At 44.0% G+C, this 15599-nt stretch carries 10 protein-coding genes; all 10 read left to right on the forward strand.

The genetic code is table 11. From position 1 onward, the window contains the following. Positions 1-60 precede the first annotated feature (60 nt). The 10 genes from GHNINEIG_RS01220 (at position 61) to fba (ending at position 15531) form a co-directional block, all read left to right on the forward strand. Positions 61-1032, forward strand: a complete 972-nt coding sequence (locus tag GHNINEIG_RS01220; protein WP_135794970.1) for an NAD(P)H-binding protein — start codon at positions 61-63, stop codon at positions 1030-1032. Positions 1033-1125: 93 nt separating this feature from the next. Further along, the gene (locus GHNINEIG_RS01225; RefSeq protein WP_135796799.1) at positions 1126-2376 is read left to right on the forward strand and encodes a multifunctional CCA addition/repair protein; all 1251 of its coding nucleotides are present in this window, start codon (positions 1126-1128) and stop codon (positions 2374-2376) included. A 71-nt stretch (positions 2377-2447) separates the two neighbouring features. Next, positions 2448-3350 (forward strand): cation diffusion facilitator family transporter, encoded by a 903-nt coding sequence (locus GHNINEIG_RS01230; RefSeq protein ID WP_135794971.1) that lies wholly within the window; start codon positions 2448-2450, stop codon positions 3348-3350. Between the two features lie 165 nt (positions 3351-3515). Beyond that, a complete protein-coding gene (locus GHNINEIG_RS01235; protein ID WP_135794972.1) occupies positions 3516-4760 on the forward strand; it encodes an efflux RND transporter periplasmic adaptor subunit in 1245 nt (414 codons plus the stop codon). Between the two features lie 4 nt (positions 4761-4764). Then, positions 4765-7929: an efflux RND transporter permease subunit gene (locus GHNINEIG_RS01240; RefSeq protein WP_135794973.1), complete on the forward strand. Its 3165-nt coding sequence runs from the start codon at positions 4765-4767 to the stop codon at positions 7927-7929. Between the two features lie 391 nt (positions 7930-8320). Beyond that, entirely contained in the window at positions 8321-10309 is a 1989-nt protein-coding gene (gene tkt / locus GHNINEIG_RS01245) for a transketolase (protein WP_135794974.1), read from the forward strand. Positions 10310-10372: 63 nt separating this feature from the next. Further along, complete coding sequence (gene gap / locus GHNINEIG_RS01250) at positions 10373-11374, forward strand: type I glyceraldehyde-3-phosphate dehydrogenase (protein WP_135794975.1); 1002 nt, start codon at positions 10373-10375, stop codon at positions 11372-11374. Positions 11375-11538: 164 nt separating this feature from the next. Continuing rightward, on the forward strand, positions 11539-12720 hold the full coding sequence (locus GHNINEIG_RS01255) for a phosphoglycerate kinase (protein WP_135794976.1): 1182 nt from the start codon (positions 11539-11541) through the stop codon (positions 12718-12720). 204 nt (positions 12721-12924) lie between these two features. Next, a complete protein-coding gene (pyk, locus tag GHNINEIG_RS01260) occupies positions 12925-14367 on the forward strand; it encodes a pyruvate kinase (protein ID WP_135794977.1) in 1443 nt (480 codons plus the stop codon). A gap of 99 nt (positions 14368-14466) precedes the next feature. Next, positions 14467-15531: a class II fructose-bisphosphate aldolase gene (gene fba / locus GHNINEIG_RS01265; protein WP_135794978.1), complete on the forward strand. Its 1065-nt coding sequence runs from the start codon at positions 14467-14469 to the stop codon at positions 15529-15531. The last annotated feature ends 68 nt before the right edge of the window (positions 15532-15599 follow it).

Consider the following 15599-nt stretch of genomic DNA (forward strand, 5'->3'; position numbering starts at 1 on the left):
CCGATTTTCTTTATTCTTACGGGCTGTTTAAATTCCAATCAAATAAAAGCGGGAAGGGTTATGACGGGCAATAAAGTAGTTGTATTAGGCGGAACGGGGTTTATTGGTCGTTCGGTTGTCAATGAGTTGTCAAAAAGTGGCTATGAGATTTCGGTCGTTGTACGTCGCCCAGAAAGATTTCGTGACTATATGTTGTACAAAAACACGAAATTGGTTCAAATCGATAGTTTGCTAGACTCAGAAGGGCTGAAAAAAGCTTTTATGGGAACGGATGTTGTGGTGAACCTAACCGCTGATCTGACCGCGAAAACAGAAGCAGTTTCGGAAAAAGACATTGTTGCGGTCAATCAACAGATTAAGAAAGCGGTTGAGTCAGCGGGCATCAAACGGGTTGTGGCCTTATCTCAAATTGGTGCCGATGCAAATAATGCGCGTAACAACTGGTTGTATAACTTAGGCGAGTCCGATGCCATCATGCATACGATTTCTTGTGCTCAAGTGACGATTCTAAGAGCCGGATTATTGTTGGGCGAGGGAGATGAAGTGGCGACTCGATTTAAAAATCAGTTGAACCTGTTCCCTGTACTTCCGGTGGCCAATGCCAGTGTTGCGGTTCAGCCATTGTCCGTGAAAGATTTTGCAAAAGCCTTGGTGCTAAGCATTAAAGACACGACGTTATTCGGTAAGAAAATCGAAGTGGTGGGTGAAGAGCGCATGGTGTTGAAAGACTTGGCGAGCCTGGTCAGAGACATGATGCAAAAAGACGATGCCTTGGTGATTCCAATGTGCTCTTTGAATGCAAAATTCATGAGTTTTTTAAACGCATTCGCACCAATTCGTTCGGTTTCTAAAGTGCAGTTAAGTCTTTTAAAATCTGATTTGATTTCAGATGAAGACTTTTCAAATCGTTTTGGGTTTGTGCCAATGAGTGTGGAGCAAACGTTGGCCAGTTATGTGTTGCCGACCAATATGCGAGAGCGCTACAATTTTTACCGACAAGAAGCCGGTCGAAATGAAGATGAATTGGTTTGATTTTGAACCCGTTTCTCGATTAAAAGCCGTCATTTGACGGCTTTTTTAGTTTATGATGGCCGAAAAAGCAAAAAGATGTTTTAAGGTGAAATGATGGAAACTTATCTTGTTGGTGGGGCAGTACGAGATGCCTTATTGAATATTCCGGTATATGACCATGACTGGGTTGTCGTAGGGGCGACACCGCAGGATATGCTGGAACAGGGGTTTTCTCAGGTCGGGAAAGATTTTCCGGTGTTTCTGCACCCTAAGACAAAAGAAGAATATGCTTTGGCGCGTACAGAGCGAAAGAGTGGTCAAGGGTATCATGGTTTCGAAGTCTCCTTTGATCCGACGGTGACATTGGAAGACGATCTTATTCGCCGTGACCTGACGATTAATGCCATGGCACAAGATGCCGAGGGACGGATTGTTGACCCTTATGGTGGTCAGCAGGATTTAGCTAAGAAGGTATTGCGCCATGTCTCTGAGGCGTTTTCTGAAGATCCTTTGAGGGTGTTGAGAGTGGCACGTTTCGCGGCAAAATTGTCGGCCTTTGGATTTACGCTGGCGCCGGAAACGACCGCTTTAATGAAGTCGATGTCAGCGTCAGGAGAATTGTCGACTTTAACGCCCGAGCGTGTTTGGCAGGAAGTAGTGAAGGCGCTCAATACTCAGACTCCCAGTGTTTTTTTTAAAGTGTTGGATCAAGTGAATGCGTTATCGGTATTGTTTCCTGCATTGGAGGCATTAAAAGGGGTTCAGCAACCTGAAAAGCATCACCCTGAAGGGGATGCTTGGGTGCATACAATGATGGTTTTAGATGCATCGGCCGCATTATCAGATGATGTGTCAGTACGATTTGCGGCTTTGGTGCATGATTTAGGCAAAGGGGTCACCCCCCGGGAATTTTGGCCGAAGCATCACGGTCATGAAAAAGCAGGTGTTCCGTTGGTGGCTGAGCTTTGTCAGCAGTATCGTGTGCCGAAGAAAACACAGGTTTTTGCGGAGAAAGTAACGGAATATCATGGTCTGATTCATCGTGGATTGGATTCAGAAGGGCATCCTCACCTTAAAACGGCAACCTTTTTAAAGGTTTTATCGGCTTGCCAGGCGTTTAAGGAGGTTGCTCAATTTGAATCTTTATTGATTGCATGTGAAGCAGATGCTAGAGGACGGCTTGGTTTTGAAAGTCGTCCTTATCCTCAAAAGGATTTTTGGTTAGAATTGGCTAAGCGAGCAAATGCTGTCGATAATCAAGCTATCTTGGCGACTGGGGTAAAAGGCGCTGAGATTGGAGAAGCCATTGTGCAAGAAAGAATGCGCTTGATTGAGAATTTTGTCGGAGAGTATTCGGTCATCTAGATGGCTTAATTTTAACCAGGCCTGGTCATTTTTGAGTGGCGTGAGCGTGTTTCAAAAGGTGGTAAAACGATTTGAAATTGTTGAGATTGACGCGTATTGCAACCTATGCTTCCGTTCTGGTGGCGCTAACATTGCTGCTGGTGAAAGCGTATGCCTGGTGGGAAACGCGCTCTGTTGGGGTGTTGGCATCGTTGCTGGATTCCGGATTGGATTTGGTGGCCTCCATTATGATTTTGTTTGCGGTGCGCTTGGCGCAGGTGCCGGCAGATAATGAGCATCGATTGGGACACGGAAAGGCAGAGCCGCTTGCTTCATTAGCGCAAAGTGTCTTCATCGCCGGGTCTGCTTTGTATCTCATTTTACACGCCATTGATCGACTGCTGTTTCCACAGATGATTCAAACGCCGGAAATCGGGATTTGGGTGATGCTATTCTCTATGCTGTTGACGCTTTCTCTGGTCGGTTTTCAGCGTTATGTGATTCGCCGTACCGGCTCAACCGCTATTACCTCGGACAGTTTGCATTATGTGTCTGATTTGGGCGCTAACTTTGCGGTGTTGATCGGGTTGTTGTTGGTTTCCTGGCTTTGGGTCGATGCTTTCCTCGGGTTGTTGATTGGGGTTTGGATTGCCTGGCAGGCCTTGAAATTGGCCTACCTTTCTTCCAATCAACTGCTGGATCGTGAATTGCCAGATGAGTTGCGAGCGGAAATTCAGGAAATTGTATTGAGTCATCCAGATGTTCGCGGGTTTAATGATTTAAGAACTTTCCGTTCTGGGCCGACGATTTTCATTCAGCTGGATTTAGAATTGGATGATGACTTAAGCTTGCTTCAAGCGCATGCCATCTCTGAAGAAGTGACGGCAAATTTGTTAAAGCAGTTCGATAATGCGGATGTTTTGATCCATCAGGAGCCGGTCAGTCTTCGCGATGATCCGGATCATCACCAATGGGAAGGACAACCTAATTCTTAGAGCGGGGAGAGTGTTCAGGTTTTTGTCAGCTTATCAGGCTACCATTCGGCACACTGTCTGATAAAATAAAAAAATTAGGGTTTGCTAATCTACCGGTGCGAGAGGATAGCTAGGTTGCTCGGATAAACGCATTCATAATTTAAATATTTCAATAAGTAGGTAAAAATGGCTTTAACTGGCTTAACAAAACGTTTGAAACCAGCGATGGTGCCAATACTCATTTTGGTGGGCGTAGTTGGTATTTTTATTTTTTTAAAGGCCACCAAGCCGACACAGCCGCCTGTACAAATTCAGCAAAAAGTTTGGCCCATTAAAGTATTGGGCATTCAAAAGCAAAGTTTATCCCGTGTTCAAACGCTGTATGGCAAGGTCGAATCCTTTCGTTTAGTGGATGTTTCCGCTCCTGTGGCAGGGGTTGTTTCTGACTTACCTGTCAAGGCGGGCGATAACTTTGAGAAAGGTATGAAACTGGTCGCCTTAGCTGATTCTGACTTAGAGCTGCCTTATCAAATTGCGAAAGCGGATGTGGCCGATACTCAGGCGCAATTGAATCTTGAAAAGCTGGCTTATGATGCAAACCAAAAACGGCTGGAGTTTGAGAAAAAAGTCTTGGCCTTAAAAGAGAGAGATGTTGAGCGTAATACACAACTCTTAAAAAAAGATTTGGCCGCCAAATCGGTTTTAGACCAGTCTAAAGAAGCTTTAGTGCGTCAACAATATGTGGTGGTGGGTGCCAAGCTATCGGTTCAAGAGCATAAAGTGAAGGTGTCGCAGTTACAAGCGAGACTGCAAAAATCGCAATCGAATTTTGAACAAGCCAAGATTAATTTGGAACGTGGGCGCATCATCGCCCCTTATGATGGACGCATTGCTCAAGTATCAGTGGCGCAGGGGAATCGTGTCAATACGGGAGCTAAACTGCTCAGTTACTACGCATTGGATAGCTTAGAGTTACGCGCACAAATTCCAACACAACAATTGAAGACCGTTTATGAAGGGTTGCAAAGTGGCGATACGTTATATGCTCGGTTGGAAAGGCATAATCAACAATTTAAGTTGCCGTTGAAACGCTTAGCAGGGGAGGCTAAGACCAGTGGCGTGGATGCTTTTTTTGCCTTGCCGGATGCTTTGAAAGTGCTTCGCCCAGGCGAGCTGTTACAGGTAGATTTTTATGGTGAGCGTTTAACGGATGTTTTTGCGGTGCCTTATTCAGCATTATATGGTGCAGATCGTATTTATGTGGTCGAACAAGGTTTGTTGCATATGAAACACGTTGAAAATTTGGGAGAAACCCGTATAGATGGTCAGCCTATGGTTCTTTTGCGGGGAGATGTTTCTGACGGAGCACAGGTAATGATAACGCACTTACCGAATGCAATTAGTGGGCTAAAAGTTTCGGTAATGGAGTAATTGAATGTCAGACCATGATGAACTCTTTCGGCCAGAAGCTCATAGCCAAGACTTTCCTGGGTACCATCCACATGAAGATAAATTCAAATCCCGCGGATTTATTGGTTTGTTTGCTCGCCATAAGGTTGCACCGAATTTATTAATGATGATTATGATTTTGGCAGGGGTTGTGGCTCTGTTGAAGTTGAATGTGCAATTCTTTCCTAACTTTGAGCTGGACTATGCCACGGTAAGAGTGGTCTGGCCTGGGGCAAATGCGGAAGATGTTGAAACCTCGATCACCGAGCCGGTGGAACGCGTTCTGCGTAACCTTGATAATTTAGATGAAATGACGTCAACCTCTTCTTTAGGGACTTCAATGGTGACGTTGAAGTTTGAAGAAGGCACGAACATGATTGAGGCGCTGGACCAAGTGAATCAGCGTGTCGGTGAGCTAAGGAATTTACCGCAAGATTCCGAAAAACCGATTATTGAACGCATAGTTCGTTATGAGCCGATTGCACGGTTGCTGTTGATTAGTGACAACGGTTCAGTGGAAGAGATGCGACCCATTGCCCGCCGATTTGAAAGAGAATTGTTGGATGCGGGTATCGATAAAGTTGAATTTAAAGGATTGCCTTTAGAAGAAATGGCGCTGGAAGTGCCGCAGTCAACACTGGAACATTATCAACTGTCTTTAGAGGATATCGCCACCAAGGTGGCCGGCATGAGTCGTGACTTACCCGCAGGGTCTGTCGGTGACAACCAAAGTGTGCGCGATATTCGTGCCATTCAGCAAGGACGGACTGAAAGCGACTTTGAGCAACTCACTGTGTTGGTGTCGGATACGGAAAAAGTGAGTTTAGGGGATATCGCCCATATTGAACGTCGCGCTAAAAAAGACACGCCTTTGCTGGAAGTAGAGGGGCATCCAGCGATTGAAATGCGGTTGATGCGTTCGGAATCGGGAGATACGTTAAAGTCGTCTAAAATCATGCAGGATTGGCTGGTTAAAACAGAGCCTACCTTACCCAAAGGCATGCATTTTAAAGTATATGACGAAACCTGGTCGTTGGTGAATCAGCGAATTATGTTGCTGGTGAATAACGGGGTCGGCGGCTTGATTCTTGTGATTTTGATTTTGTATCTCTTTATGAATGGTCGAGTGGCTTTTTGGGTGGCTGTTGGGATTCCAGTCTCATTTATGGCGACGTTGATGATTATGTATCTGGCGGGTGGCAGCATTAACATGGTCAGCCTATTTGGCTTGATTATGGCATTAGGGATTATTGTGGATGACGCCATAGTGGTCGGGGAGGATGCGTTAGCCCATCATGAAATGGGCGAACCTGCTTTACAAGCGGCAGAAGGGGGGGCACACAGAATGCTTGCGCCTGTCACGGCTTCTTCCATTACCACTGTTGGAGCCTTTTTGCCTCTAATGATGATTGGGGCAGAGATGGGAAATATCCTGTTTGCAATTCCACTGGTGATTATTTCGGTCATTTTTGCGTCATTGATTGAAAGTTTTGTGATTTTGCCAGGGCATTTACGCCATGCCTTGAAAAAAGTGACGCCCGCCAAACCCGGTTCGCTTCGTTTACGGTTGGATAATACGATTGATCATTGGCGGAACGTACAGTTTAGGTCGATGATTAAATGGGTCTTAGCGCATCGAGCGATAACGATTACATCCACTTTGGCGATGATGATTTTTGTAATCGGTTTATTGGCTGGTGGGCGTTTGGCATTTGTCTTTTTCCCCTCGCCGGAATCAACAAAGTTATCCGCGGATGCTAGATTTGTGGCTGGAACACCTTCTGAAGTGAGTTCAAAATATGTGGACCATTTGTATCAAGCGTTGCTGGACACCGAAAAAGAATTGGAGCCTGGTATCGTCAAGGTCGCCGTGGTGCACTATAACGAGACCTCAAAACAGCAAGGTGCAAACTTCAGTGGGATTAATATTGAGTTGGCCGAGCCGGATGAGCGTGATACACGTAATGATGAGTTTATTCGGGTTTGGCAACAAAAAGCCGGTGTGGTGCCAGGGTTGGATGTGTTGACGATTGAAGCGCCAAGAATGGGGCCACCGGGGAGTGATATTGATATTCGACTGTGGGGGGCGGAGCCCAGAAAACTGAAGCAAGCCGCGTTGGATTTGCAGCAAGTTTTGTCTCAAATCCAGGGGGTATCCGGTGTTCGAGATGATTTGCCGTATGGTCGAGACCAAATGGTGTATCGCTTAACACCTGAAGGACAAGCACTTGGTTTAACGTATGCCTCTTTGGGTCATCAGTTGTCGGACGCTTTTTCGGGTCGGTTGGTGCAGATTTTTACCGATGGGGAAGATGAAGTTGAAGTCCGAGTCCAATTTCCAAGAGAGGAACAGGCAACGTTAGCCAGTATCGATAAAATGAAAATAATGACCCCTTCCGGTGATCGTGTTGTATTGAGTTCAGTGGCTTCTTGGTCAACCCAGCAAGGGTTTGATGTGATGCGTCATGTAGATGGTCGTTTGGCTGTGACCGTATTAGGTGAAGTGGATAAAAGCGTGAATAATGCCAATCTAATTCTGAACCAGTTGGAAGAAACGACATTGAAATCACTCTCGGATACTTATGGGTTGCGGTATTCATTGGAAGGGCAAAATGCTCAGCAGGCAGAAACGATGGCGGACATGAAAGTCGGTTTGTTGATTGGATTGTCGATTATTTATATCGTCTTGGCGTGGGTGTTTGCTTCTTATACATGGCCGATTGTGGTGATGATGGCGATCCCTTTTGGGTTGATAGGAGCGATTCTTGGTCATTGGTGGCTAGGGATTGATATGACTATTTTATCCTTATTCGGGTTCTTCGGTCTGGCGGGGATTGTGGTAAACGATTCGATTATTTTGGTGAGTTTTTATAAACGCTTGCGCGAAGAAGGAATGGCAGTGAATCAGGCGCTTGAAGAAGCTTCTGTTCAACGTGTGCGAGCGGTGTTGTTGACTTCTTTAACAACCATCGCGGGATTGACCCCATTATTGTTTGAAACCTCTTTACAGGCTCAATTCTTGATTCCGATGGCGGTGTCTATTGCCTTTGGGCTGGCATTTTCAACTGCGTTGATTTTACTGGTCATTCCAGCGACCTTGTCGCTCTATGAAAACTGGTTGGAAAAACGTCAGACTGAACAACCCGTTTAAAATGTTTTTTTCTTTGCTTGACTGAATAATCCCCCGATAAAAGTTAAGTGAATCAATTCTTGTCACGTGTGCTGGTTAAAAAGTCATTGCGGGACAGCTTTATGAATCGAATCTTTTTAAGATAAAAAATATAAAAAAATCTTTAATTTCATAAGGCTGTCATCTTTGCTGAATAAGCTGTGTTTAGAAAACTAAAGGCACGATTTGAGCACAAAATTTAGCCTAATTTAAATAAATAAAGACTGATGAAATGATAAGAAAACTTGATGATTTTGTCATTTTAAGAGAGAATGTTCGTCCAAATTTATACTTGTCGATTTTTATAAGCGGTCAAAAGGGCCAAAAAATTGGATAAGAATACCGAATTTTTATAACTTGAGGGAAGTTGCCGATGTCAACTCGTAGAGAACTTGCTAATGCGATCCGTGTCTTGAGCATGGACGCAGTACAAAAAGCTAAATCTGGTCACCCTGGTGCGCCGATGGGTATGGCTGATATTGCCGAAGTCTTGTGGAATGACCACATGAAGTATAACCCAACAAATGCAAATTGGGCTGATCGTGACCGTTTCGTTTTATCAAACGGGCATGGGTCTATGCTGATTTATTCTTTGTTGCATTTAACAGGTTTTGATCTAAGCATTGACGATATTAAAAACTTCCGTCAATTACACGCTAAAACAGCGGGTCACCCTGAATATGGTTATGCAGATGGTATCGAAACAACAACGGGTCCACTAGGACAAGGGATCACGAATGCGGTTGGTATGGCGATTGCAGAGCGTACTTTAGGCGCTCAGTTCAATAAGCCTGGTCACAACATCGTTGATCATCATACTTATGTGTTCATGGGTGACGGTTGTTTAATGGAAGGTCTGTCTCATGAAGCTGCTGCGATGGCAGGAACATTGGGACTAGGGAAGTTGATTGCTTTCTGGGATGATAATGATATTTCTATCGATGGTCATATCGGTGACTGGATGGAAAAAGGTGTTCCTGGTCGCTTTAAGTCTTATGACTGGCATGTGATTCCAAATGTTGATGGTCATGATGCTGATGCAATTGATGCCGCAATCCGTGAAGCGAAATCTGTTAACGATAAGCCTACATTGATTTGTACTCGTACAACGATTGGGTTTGGTTCGCCAAACCTATGTGGTTCACATGACTGTCATGGTGCACCATTAGGTGATGAAGAAATCAAGCTGACACGTGAAAACCTAGATTGGAATTATGAACCTTTCGTTATTCCTGATGAAGTTTATAACGGTTGGGACCATAAAGAGAAAGGGGCTGCTGAAGAAGCGGAGTGGAATACTCGATTTGAAGCTTACCGCGCTGAATTCCCAGAAGAAGCGGCTGAATTTGAACGTCGTATGGCGGGTGATCTACCTGCGAACTTCGAAGTTGAAATGGATAACTTCATTGCGAAAACGCAAGAAGAAATGCCAAATATCGCTTCTCGTAAAGCGTCTCAAAATGCGATTGAAGCAATGGGACCACTGTTACCAGAAATGTTCGGTGGGTCTGCTGACTTAACTGGCTCTAACCTAACGAATTGGTCAGGTACGGTTAAAGTGAACTCAACGGTAGCAGATGGTAACTACCTGTCTTGTGGTGTTCGTGAATTTGGTATGGCGCATATGATGAACGGTATGGTTCTTCATGGTGGGTTCAAAGTTTACGGCGGAACCTTCTTCATGTTTATGGAGTTCATGCGTAATGCATTGCGTATGTCTGCCCTGATGAAAATCGGTACGATTTATGTATATACACATGACTCTATCGGTCTGGGTGAAGATGGACCAACGCATCAGCCAGTTGAACAATTGGCAACCATGCGTGTGATTCCGAATTTCCAAACTTGGCGCGGATGTGATGCGGTTGAATCAGCTGTGTCATGGAAAGTGGCTATGATGCGTGGTGATGCGCCAACGGCATTGGTTTTCTCTCGTCAAAATCTAACGCCAATGGAACGTACGCCAGAGCAAGTTAAGAACATTGAAAAAGGTGGGTACGTTCTGAAAGATTGTGAAGGAACGCCAGATATTATCTTTATCGCAACCGGTTCTGAAGTTGGTTTGGCTGTTGAAGCGGCTGAAGCGATGAATGAAAAAGTTCGTGTTGTTTCAATGCCATCAACGTGTGCATTTGATACACAAGATCAAGCTTACAGAGACTCTGTCTTAATTCCAGGAGTGAAGCGCGTAGCGATTGAAGCGGGTGTTGCACAATCTTGGTACAAATACGTGGGTCTTGATGGTGGTATGGTTTGCATGTCAACATTCGGTGAATCTGCGCCAGCAGGCGAACTATTCAAAGAGTTCGGCTTCACTGTAGAAAATGTTGTTGCAACAGCAAACAAGGTTCTTGGTAAATAATTATTTGTTTAAAACTAGGCTTGGATAATAGCCAGGCCTGGTCGTTTTTAGGAGTTTAAAATAATGACTATTAAAGTTGGTATTAACGGTTTTGGCCGTATCGGTCGTATGGCTTTCCGCGCAGCAGCAAAAGATTTTGCAAACATTGAAGTTGTTGCAATTAACGATCTTCTAGATCCTGAATACCTAGCTTATATGCTGAAGTATGATTCTGTTCACGGACGTTTTGACGGAACAGTTGAAGTAAAAGACGGGAACCTAGTTGTTAACGGTAAAACAATCCGTATCACAGCTGAGCGTAACCCTGCTGACCTAGCTTGGTCTGATGTAGGTGCTGACCTAGTAATCGAATGTACTGGTTTCTTCCTAACTGAAGAATCTTGCCAGGCGCATATCGAAGCGGGTGCGAAAAAAGTGGTTCAATCTGCTCCTTCTAAAGATCACACCCCAATGTTCGTTTATGGTGTTAACCATGATGAATATGCCGGTCAAGCAATCGTTTCTGCTGCTTCTTGTACAACAAATGGTTTGGCTCCAGTGGCTAAAGTATTGAATGATAATTTCGGTATCAAGCGTGGTTTGATGACGACTGTTCATGCTGCAACAGCAACTCAAAAAACAGTTGATGGTCCTTCTATGAAAGACTGGCGTGGTGGTCGTGGTATTCTTGAAAATATCATCCCTTCTTCTACAGGTGCTGCTAAAGCGGTAGGTAAAGTATTACCAGCGCTTAACGGTAAGTTGACAGGTATGGCTTTCCGTGTACCAACTTCTGATGTTTCTGTTGTTGATCTAACAGTCGAACTAGAAAAAGACGCTTCTTATGACGACATTTGTGCGGCAATGAAGAAAGCTTCTGAAGGTGAAATGGCGGGCGTTCTTGGTTACACAGAAGAAGCGAACGTTTCAACTGACTTCCGTGGTGATTCTCACCCATCTATCTTCGACGCTAAAGCAGGTATCGCACTAGATCCTACTTTCGTTAAAGTCGTTGCATGGTATGACAACGAGTATGGTTATACATGTAACATGATGCGTGTTGTTGAGCATGTAGGTAGCAAGTAAGTTACGGCTGAATGACTTAAAGGGAAGGTGGTTTACCTTCCCTTTTCAATTAATTTTTCTTATCTGTACTGCGGATGAGTATAGAAAAGAAAACTTAATTATTATGTAAATCTAATGCGCTCTCCTTCGGGAAGCGCTTTTAAACTTTAAAAAGAGGACTCAATATGTCTGTTATTAAGATGTCTGATCTGAACTTAGCTGGTAAGCGTGTATTAATCCGTGAAGATTTAAACGTGCCTGTTAAAGACGGTAAAGTAACTTCTGATGCGCGTATCCGTGCTTCATTGCCAACCATTAAAATGGCTGCTGAAGCAGGTGCAAAAGTAATGTTAATGTCTCATCTGGGTCGTCCTACTGAAGGTGAGTACGCAGAAGAGTTCTCTCTAGCACCTGTTGCGGCTGATTTGTCAGCTAAGTTAGGCAAAGAAGTGCGTATCATTAAAGATTACCTTGGTGGTGACTTTGAAGTGGCAGAAGGTGAAGTGGTTCTTTTGGAAAACGTACGTTTCAACGTGGGTGAAAAGAAGAATGATGAAGCGCTTTCTAAGCAGTATGCCGCTCTTTGTGATGTCTATGTAATGGATGCGTTCGGTACGGCTCACCGTGCACAAGCGTCAACACATGGTGCCGGTGCCTTTGCTGAAACGGCTTGTGCAGGTCCTTTATTGGCGGCTGAACTAGAAGCATTAGGTAAAGCATTGAACAATCCAGCACGACCAATGGTTGCCATTGTGGGTGGTTCTAAAGTTTCAACGAAACTAACAGTTCTTGAGTCTCTTTCTGAGAAAGTTGATCAGTTGGTTGTTGGTGGTGGTATTGCAAATACCTTCATCGAAGCAGCTGGGTACAATGTTGGTAAATCATTATCTGAATCTGATCTTGTTCCAACCTGTAAGAAGTTGAATGAAATCATGGAAGCACGTGGTGCAGCGATTCCATTGGCGTCAGATGTAGTTTGCGGTAAAGAGTTTTCAGAAACTGCTGCTGCAGAAACAAAAAATGTTTCAGAAGTCGCTGATGATGACATGATTTTTGATATCGGACCTGATTCAGCTGATGAATTGGCTACGATTATTAAAAACGCTGGAACAGTCGTTTGGAACGGTCCAGTAGGTGTATTCGAGTTTGATCAATTCGGTGAAGGAACTAAGGCGATCTCTATGGCGATTGCAGAATCTTCTGCATTCTCTATTGCAGGTGGGGGTGATACATTAGCTGCCATCGATAAGTATGACATTGCAGACAAAGTTTCTTATATCTCAACGGGTGGGGGTGCTTTCTTGGAATTCCTAGAAGGTAAAAAGCTACCTGCTGTTGAAATGTTAGAAAAAGCAGCTGCAAAGTAACATAAGTTATAAGTAAGGTCAGGCAGGTTGCCTGGCCTTTTCATTCATTTGTTAACACACTTCACGAAGTGTTTGCTGTAAAAGACGAGAGGATGCCTCGGTAAATGAATTCAAGGATAATATGCCCGATCAGGGAGTTTATTTCGCGAGTCATCTTGCTTTCAGTCAAATCAAAATGAAGGTTATTTAAAGGTAAAAAATCCTATGCCATCTGGTTTAAGAAGAACAAAAATTGTTGCAACGTTGGGTCCAGCAACGGACAGAGACGGTGAGTTAGAAAAAATGATTAAAGAAGGGGTTGATGTTGTACGCATCAACATGTCTCACGGAAACCCTTCAGAACATATTGAAAGAGCGCAGAATGTTCGTGACATCGCTGCGCGATTAGATCGCGAAGTCGGGATTTTAGTCGATCTTCAAGGTCCTAAAATCCGTATTGCCCGCTTTTCAGAAGGCAGTATTTTTCTGGAGCAAGGCGACAAATTTTCATTAGATAATAATGTTGATCCTTTAGCCGGTAACCAAAAAGAAGTTGGCCTGACGTATAAGAGTCTGCCATATGATGTTAAATCGGGTGATCGTCTATTATTAGATGATGGCCGTGTGGTTTTGGATGTTGATAATGTTGAAGGCGAGCGTGTCAACTGTACCGTTGTTGTTGGTGGTAAATTATCAAACAACAAAGGTATCAACCTACATGGTGGTGGACTGTCAGCTGCTGCTCTGACAGAAAAAGATAAAGAAGACATCCTGACGGCGGCTGAAATTCAGTGTGACTATTTAGCATTGTCTTTTCCAAGAAGTGCTGAAGATGTAGAGTACTGTCGTTCACTGGCAGAAAAAGCTGGCCTAGTTTGCAGTATCGTGTCCAAAATTGAACGTGCGGAAGCTGTTAATGATGATTTCACTCTGGATAGCATTATTCTAGCCTCTGATGTGATTATGATTGCTCGTGGTGATCTAGGGGTTGAAGTAGGTGATGCACAGCTACCTGCGCTGCAAAAGAAAATGATTAAGCGTGCACGTCAGCTGAATCGTATTACCATTACAGCCACACAGATGATGGAAACGATGATTGAAAATGCGATTCCGACCCGTGCTGAAGTTTTTGACGTTGCCAATGCGGTAATGGATGGTACGGATGCGGTCATGTTGTCTGGTGAAACGGCAACGGGTCACTCTCCGAATCTGGTCATTAAAACGATGTCTGAAATCGCACATGAAGCTGAAAAATCAAGAAGCACACGTGAATCGACCCATCGTATTGATGAATTCTTTACAGCAGTCGATGAGACAATTGCGATGTCTGCCATGTATGCTGCGAACCACTTTGGTGTACAGTGTATAGCTGCTTTGACTGAATCTGGTAATACGCCACTATTGATGTCGCGTATCAGCTCTGGGATTCCGATCATCGCTTTGACACCGCATATCGATACGCGTCGTAAAGTGACTTTGTACCGTGGTGTATATCCGACAAGCGTTGACTATACAGGTCTGAATGATGATGAAGTACAAGATCGTATTTTGGAAGAATTGAAAGAAAAAGGTGTGGCTAAATCAGGTGACCTGATTGTGGTGACACGTGGTCAATCACGTGGAACAATGGGCGGCACAAACCAAATGGAAATCGTTAAAGTTCCTTAGTAAAGCAAGGGTTTTATGATGATTTTTAAGCTTTTTAATCAAAGAAAAGCTTGTTAAAATGAACCGATTTATTTTTAAACTAATAGAGGAGTCTCGCATATGGCGATGATTACACTTCGTGAATTAATGGACTACGCAGCAGAAAACAACTTTGGTATGCCTGCGTTTAACGTAAACAACATGGAACAAGTTCGTGCAATCATGCGTGCTGCTGATGCTTGTAACTCTCCAGTTATCCTTCAAGGGTCAGCTGGTGCGCGTAAGTATGCGGGTGAGCCAATGCTTCGTCACCTAATCGAAGGTGCGGTTGAAATGTTCCCTCACATTCCAGTTGTTATGCACCAAGACCACGGTTCGGATGAAGGTGTATGTCTACGTGCCATCCAGTCTGGTTTCACTTCTGTTATGATGGACGGTTCTTTGCAGTCTGATATGAAGACTCCTGCTTCTTATGAATATAACCGTGATATCACAGCGGCTGTTGTAAAAATGGCTCATGCTGGTGGTGTAACTGTTGAAGGTGAGCTAGGTTGCCTAGGTTCTCTTGAGACTGGAATGATGGGTGAAGAAGATGGTCACGGTTCTGATGAGAAGCTTGATGCAGACGCGCTACTAACGGATCCGGAAGAAGCAGCTCAATTTGTTAGAGAAACAAACGTTGACTGTCTAGCTGTTGCTGTGGGGACTTCTCACGGTGCTTACAAGTTTACTTCTAAGCCTTCTGATGATGTACTACGTATCGACCGTATCCGTGAAATCCACGAGCGTATTCCTGATACTCACATCGTAATGCACGGTTCATCTTCTGTTCCAGAAGAGTGGTTGGAAACAATCAACAACTTCGGTGGTGACATGGGTCAAACTTATGGTGTACCTGTTGATGCAATCGTTGAAGGGATCAAGTATGGTGTTCGTAAAGTAAACATCGATACTGATTTACGTATGGCTTCTACTGGTGCGGTTCGTCAGCATTTAGAAGAAAACAAGTCTAACTTTGATCCTCGTAAGTTCTTGAAAGCAGCTGAAGATGCAATGATGGGAATCTGTAAAGCACGTTTTGAAGCATTTGGTTGTGCAGGACATGCTGATAAGATCAAATCATTAGGTCTTGAAGAAATGCAAGCGCGTTACGCGAATGGTTCATTGGATCAAAAAGTAAACTAAGTTTTTAGTTTCTTTCCAAGAGTCAAAAAAGCCCGATTTTATCGGGCTTTTTTTTTGTATTAACATTT

It is taken from the genome of Hydrogenovibrio crunogenus (genome assembly GCF_004786015.1).
In the GTDB taxonomy this organism is placed as follows: domain Bacteria; phylum Pseudomonadota; class Gammaproteobacteria; order Thiomicrospirales; family Thiomicrospiraceae; genus Hydrogenovibrio; species Hydrogenovibrio crunogenus.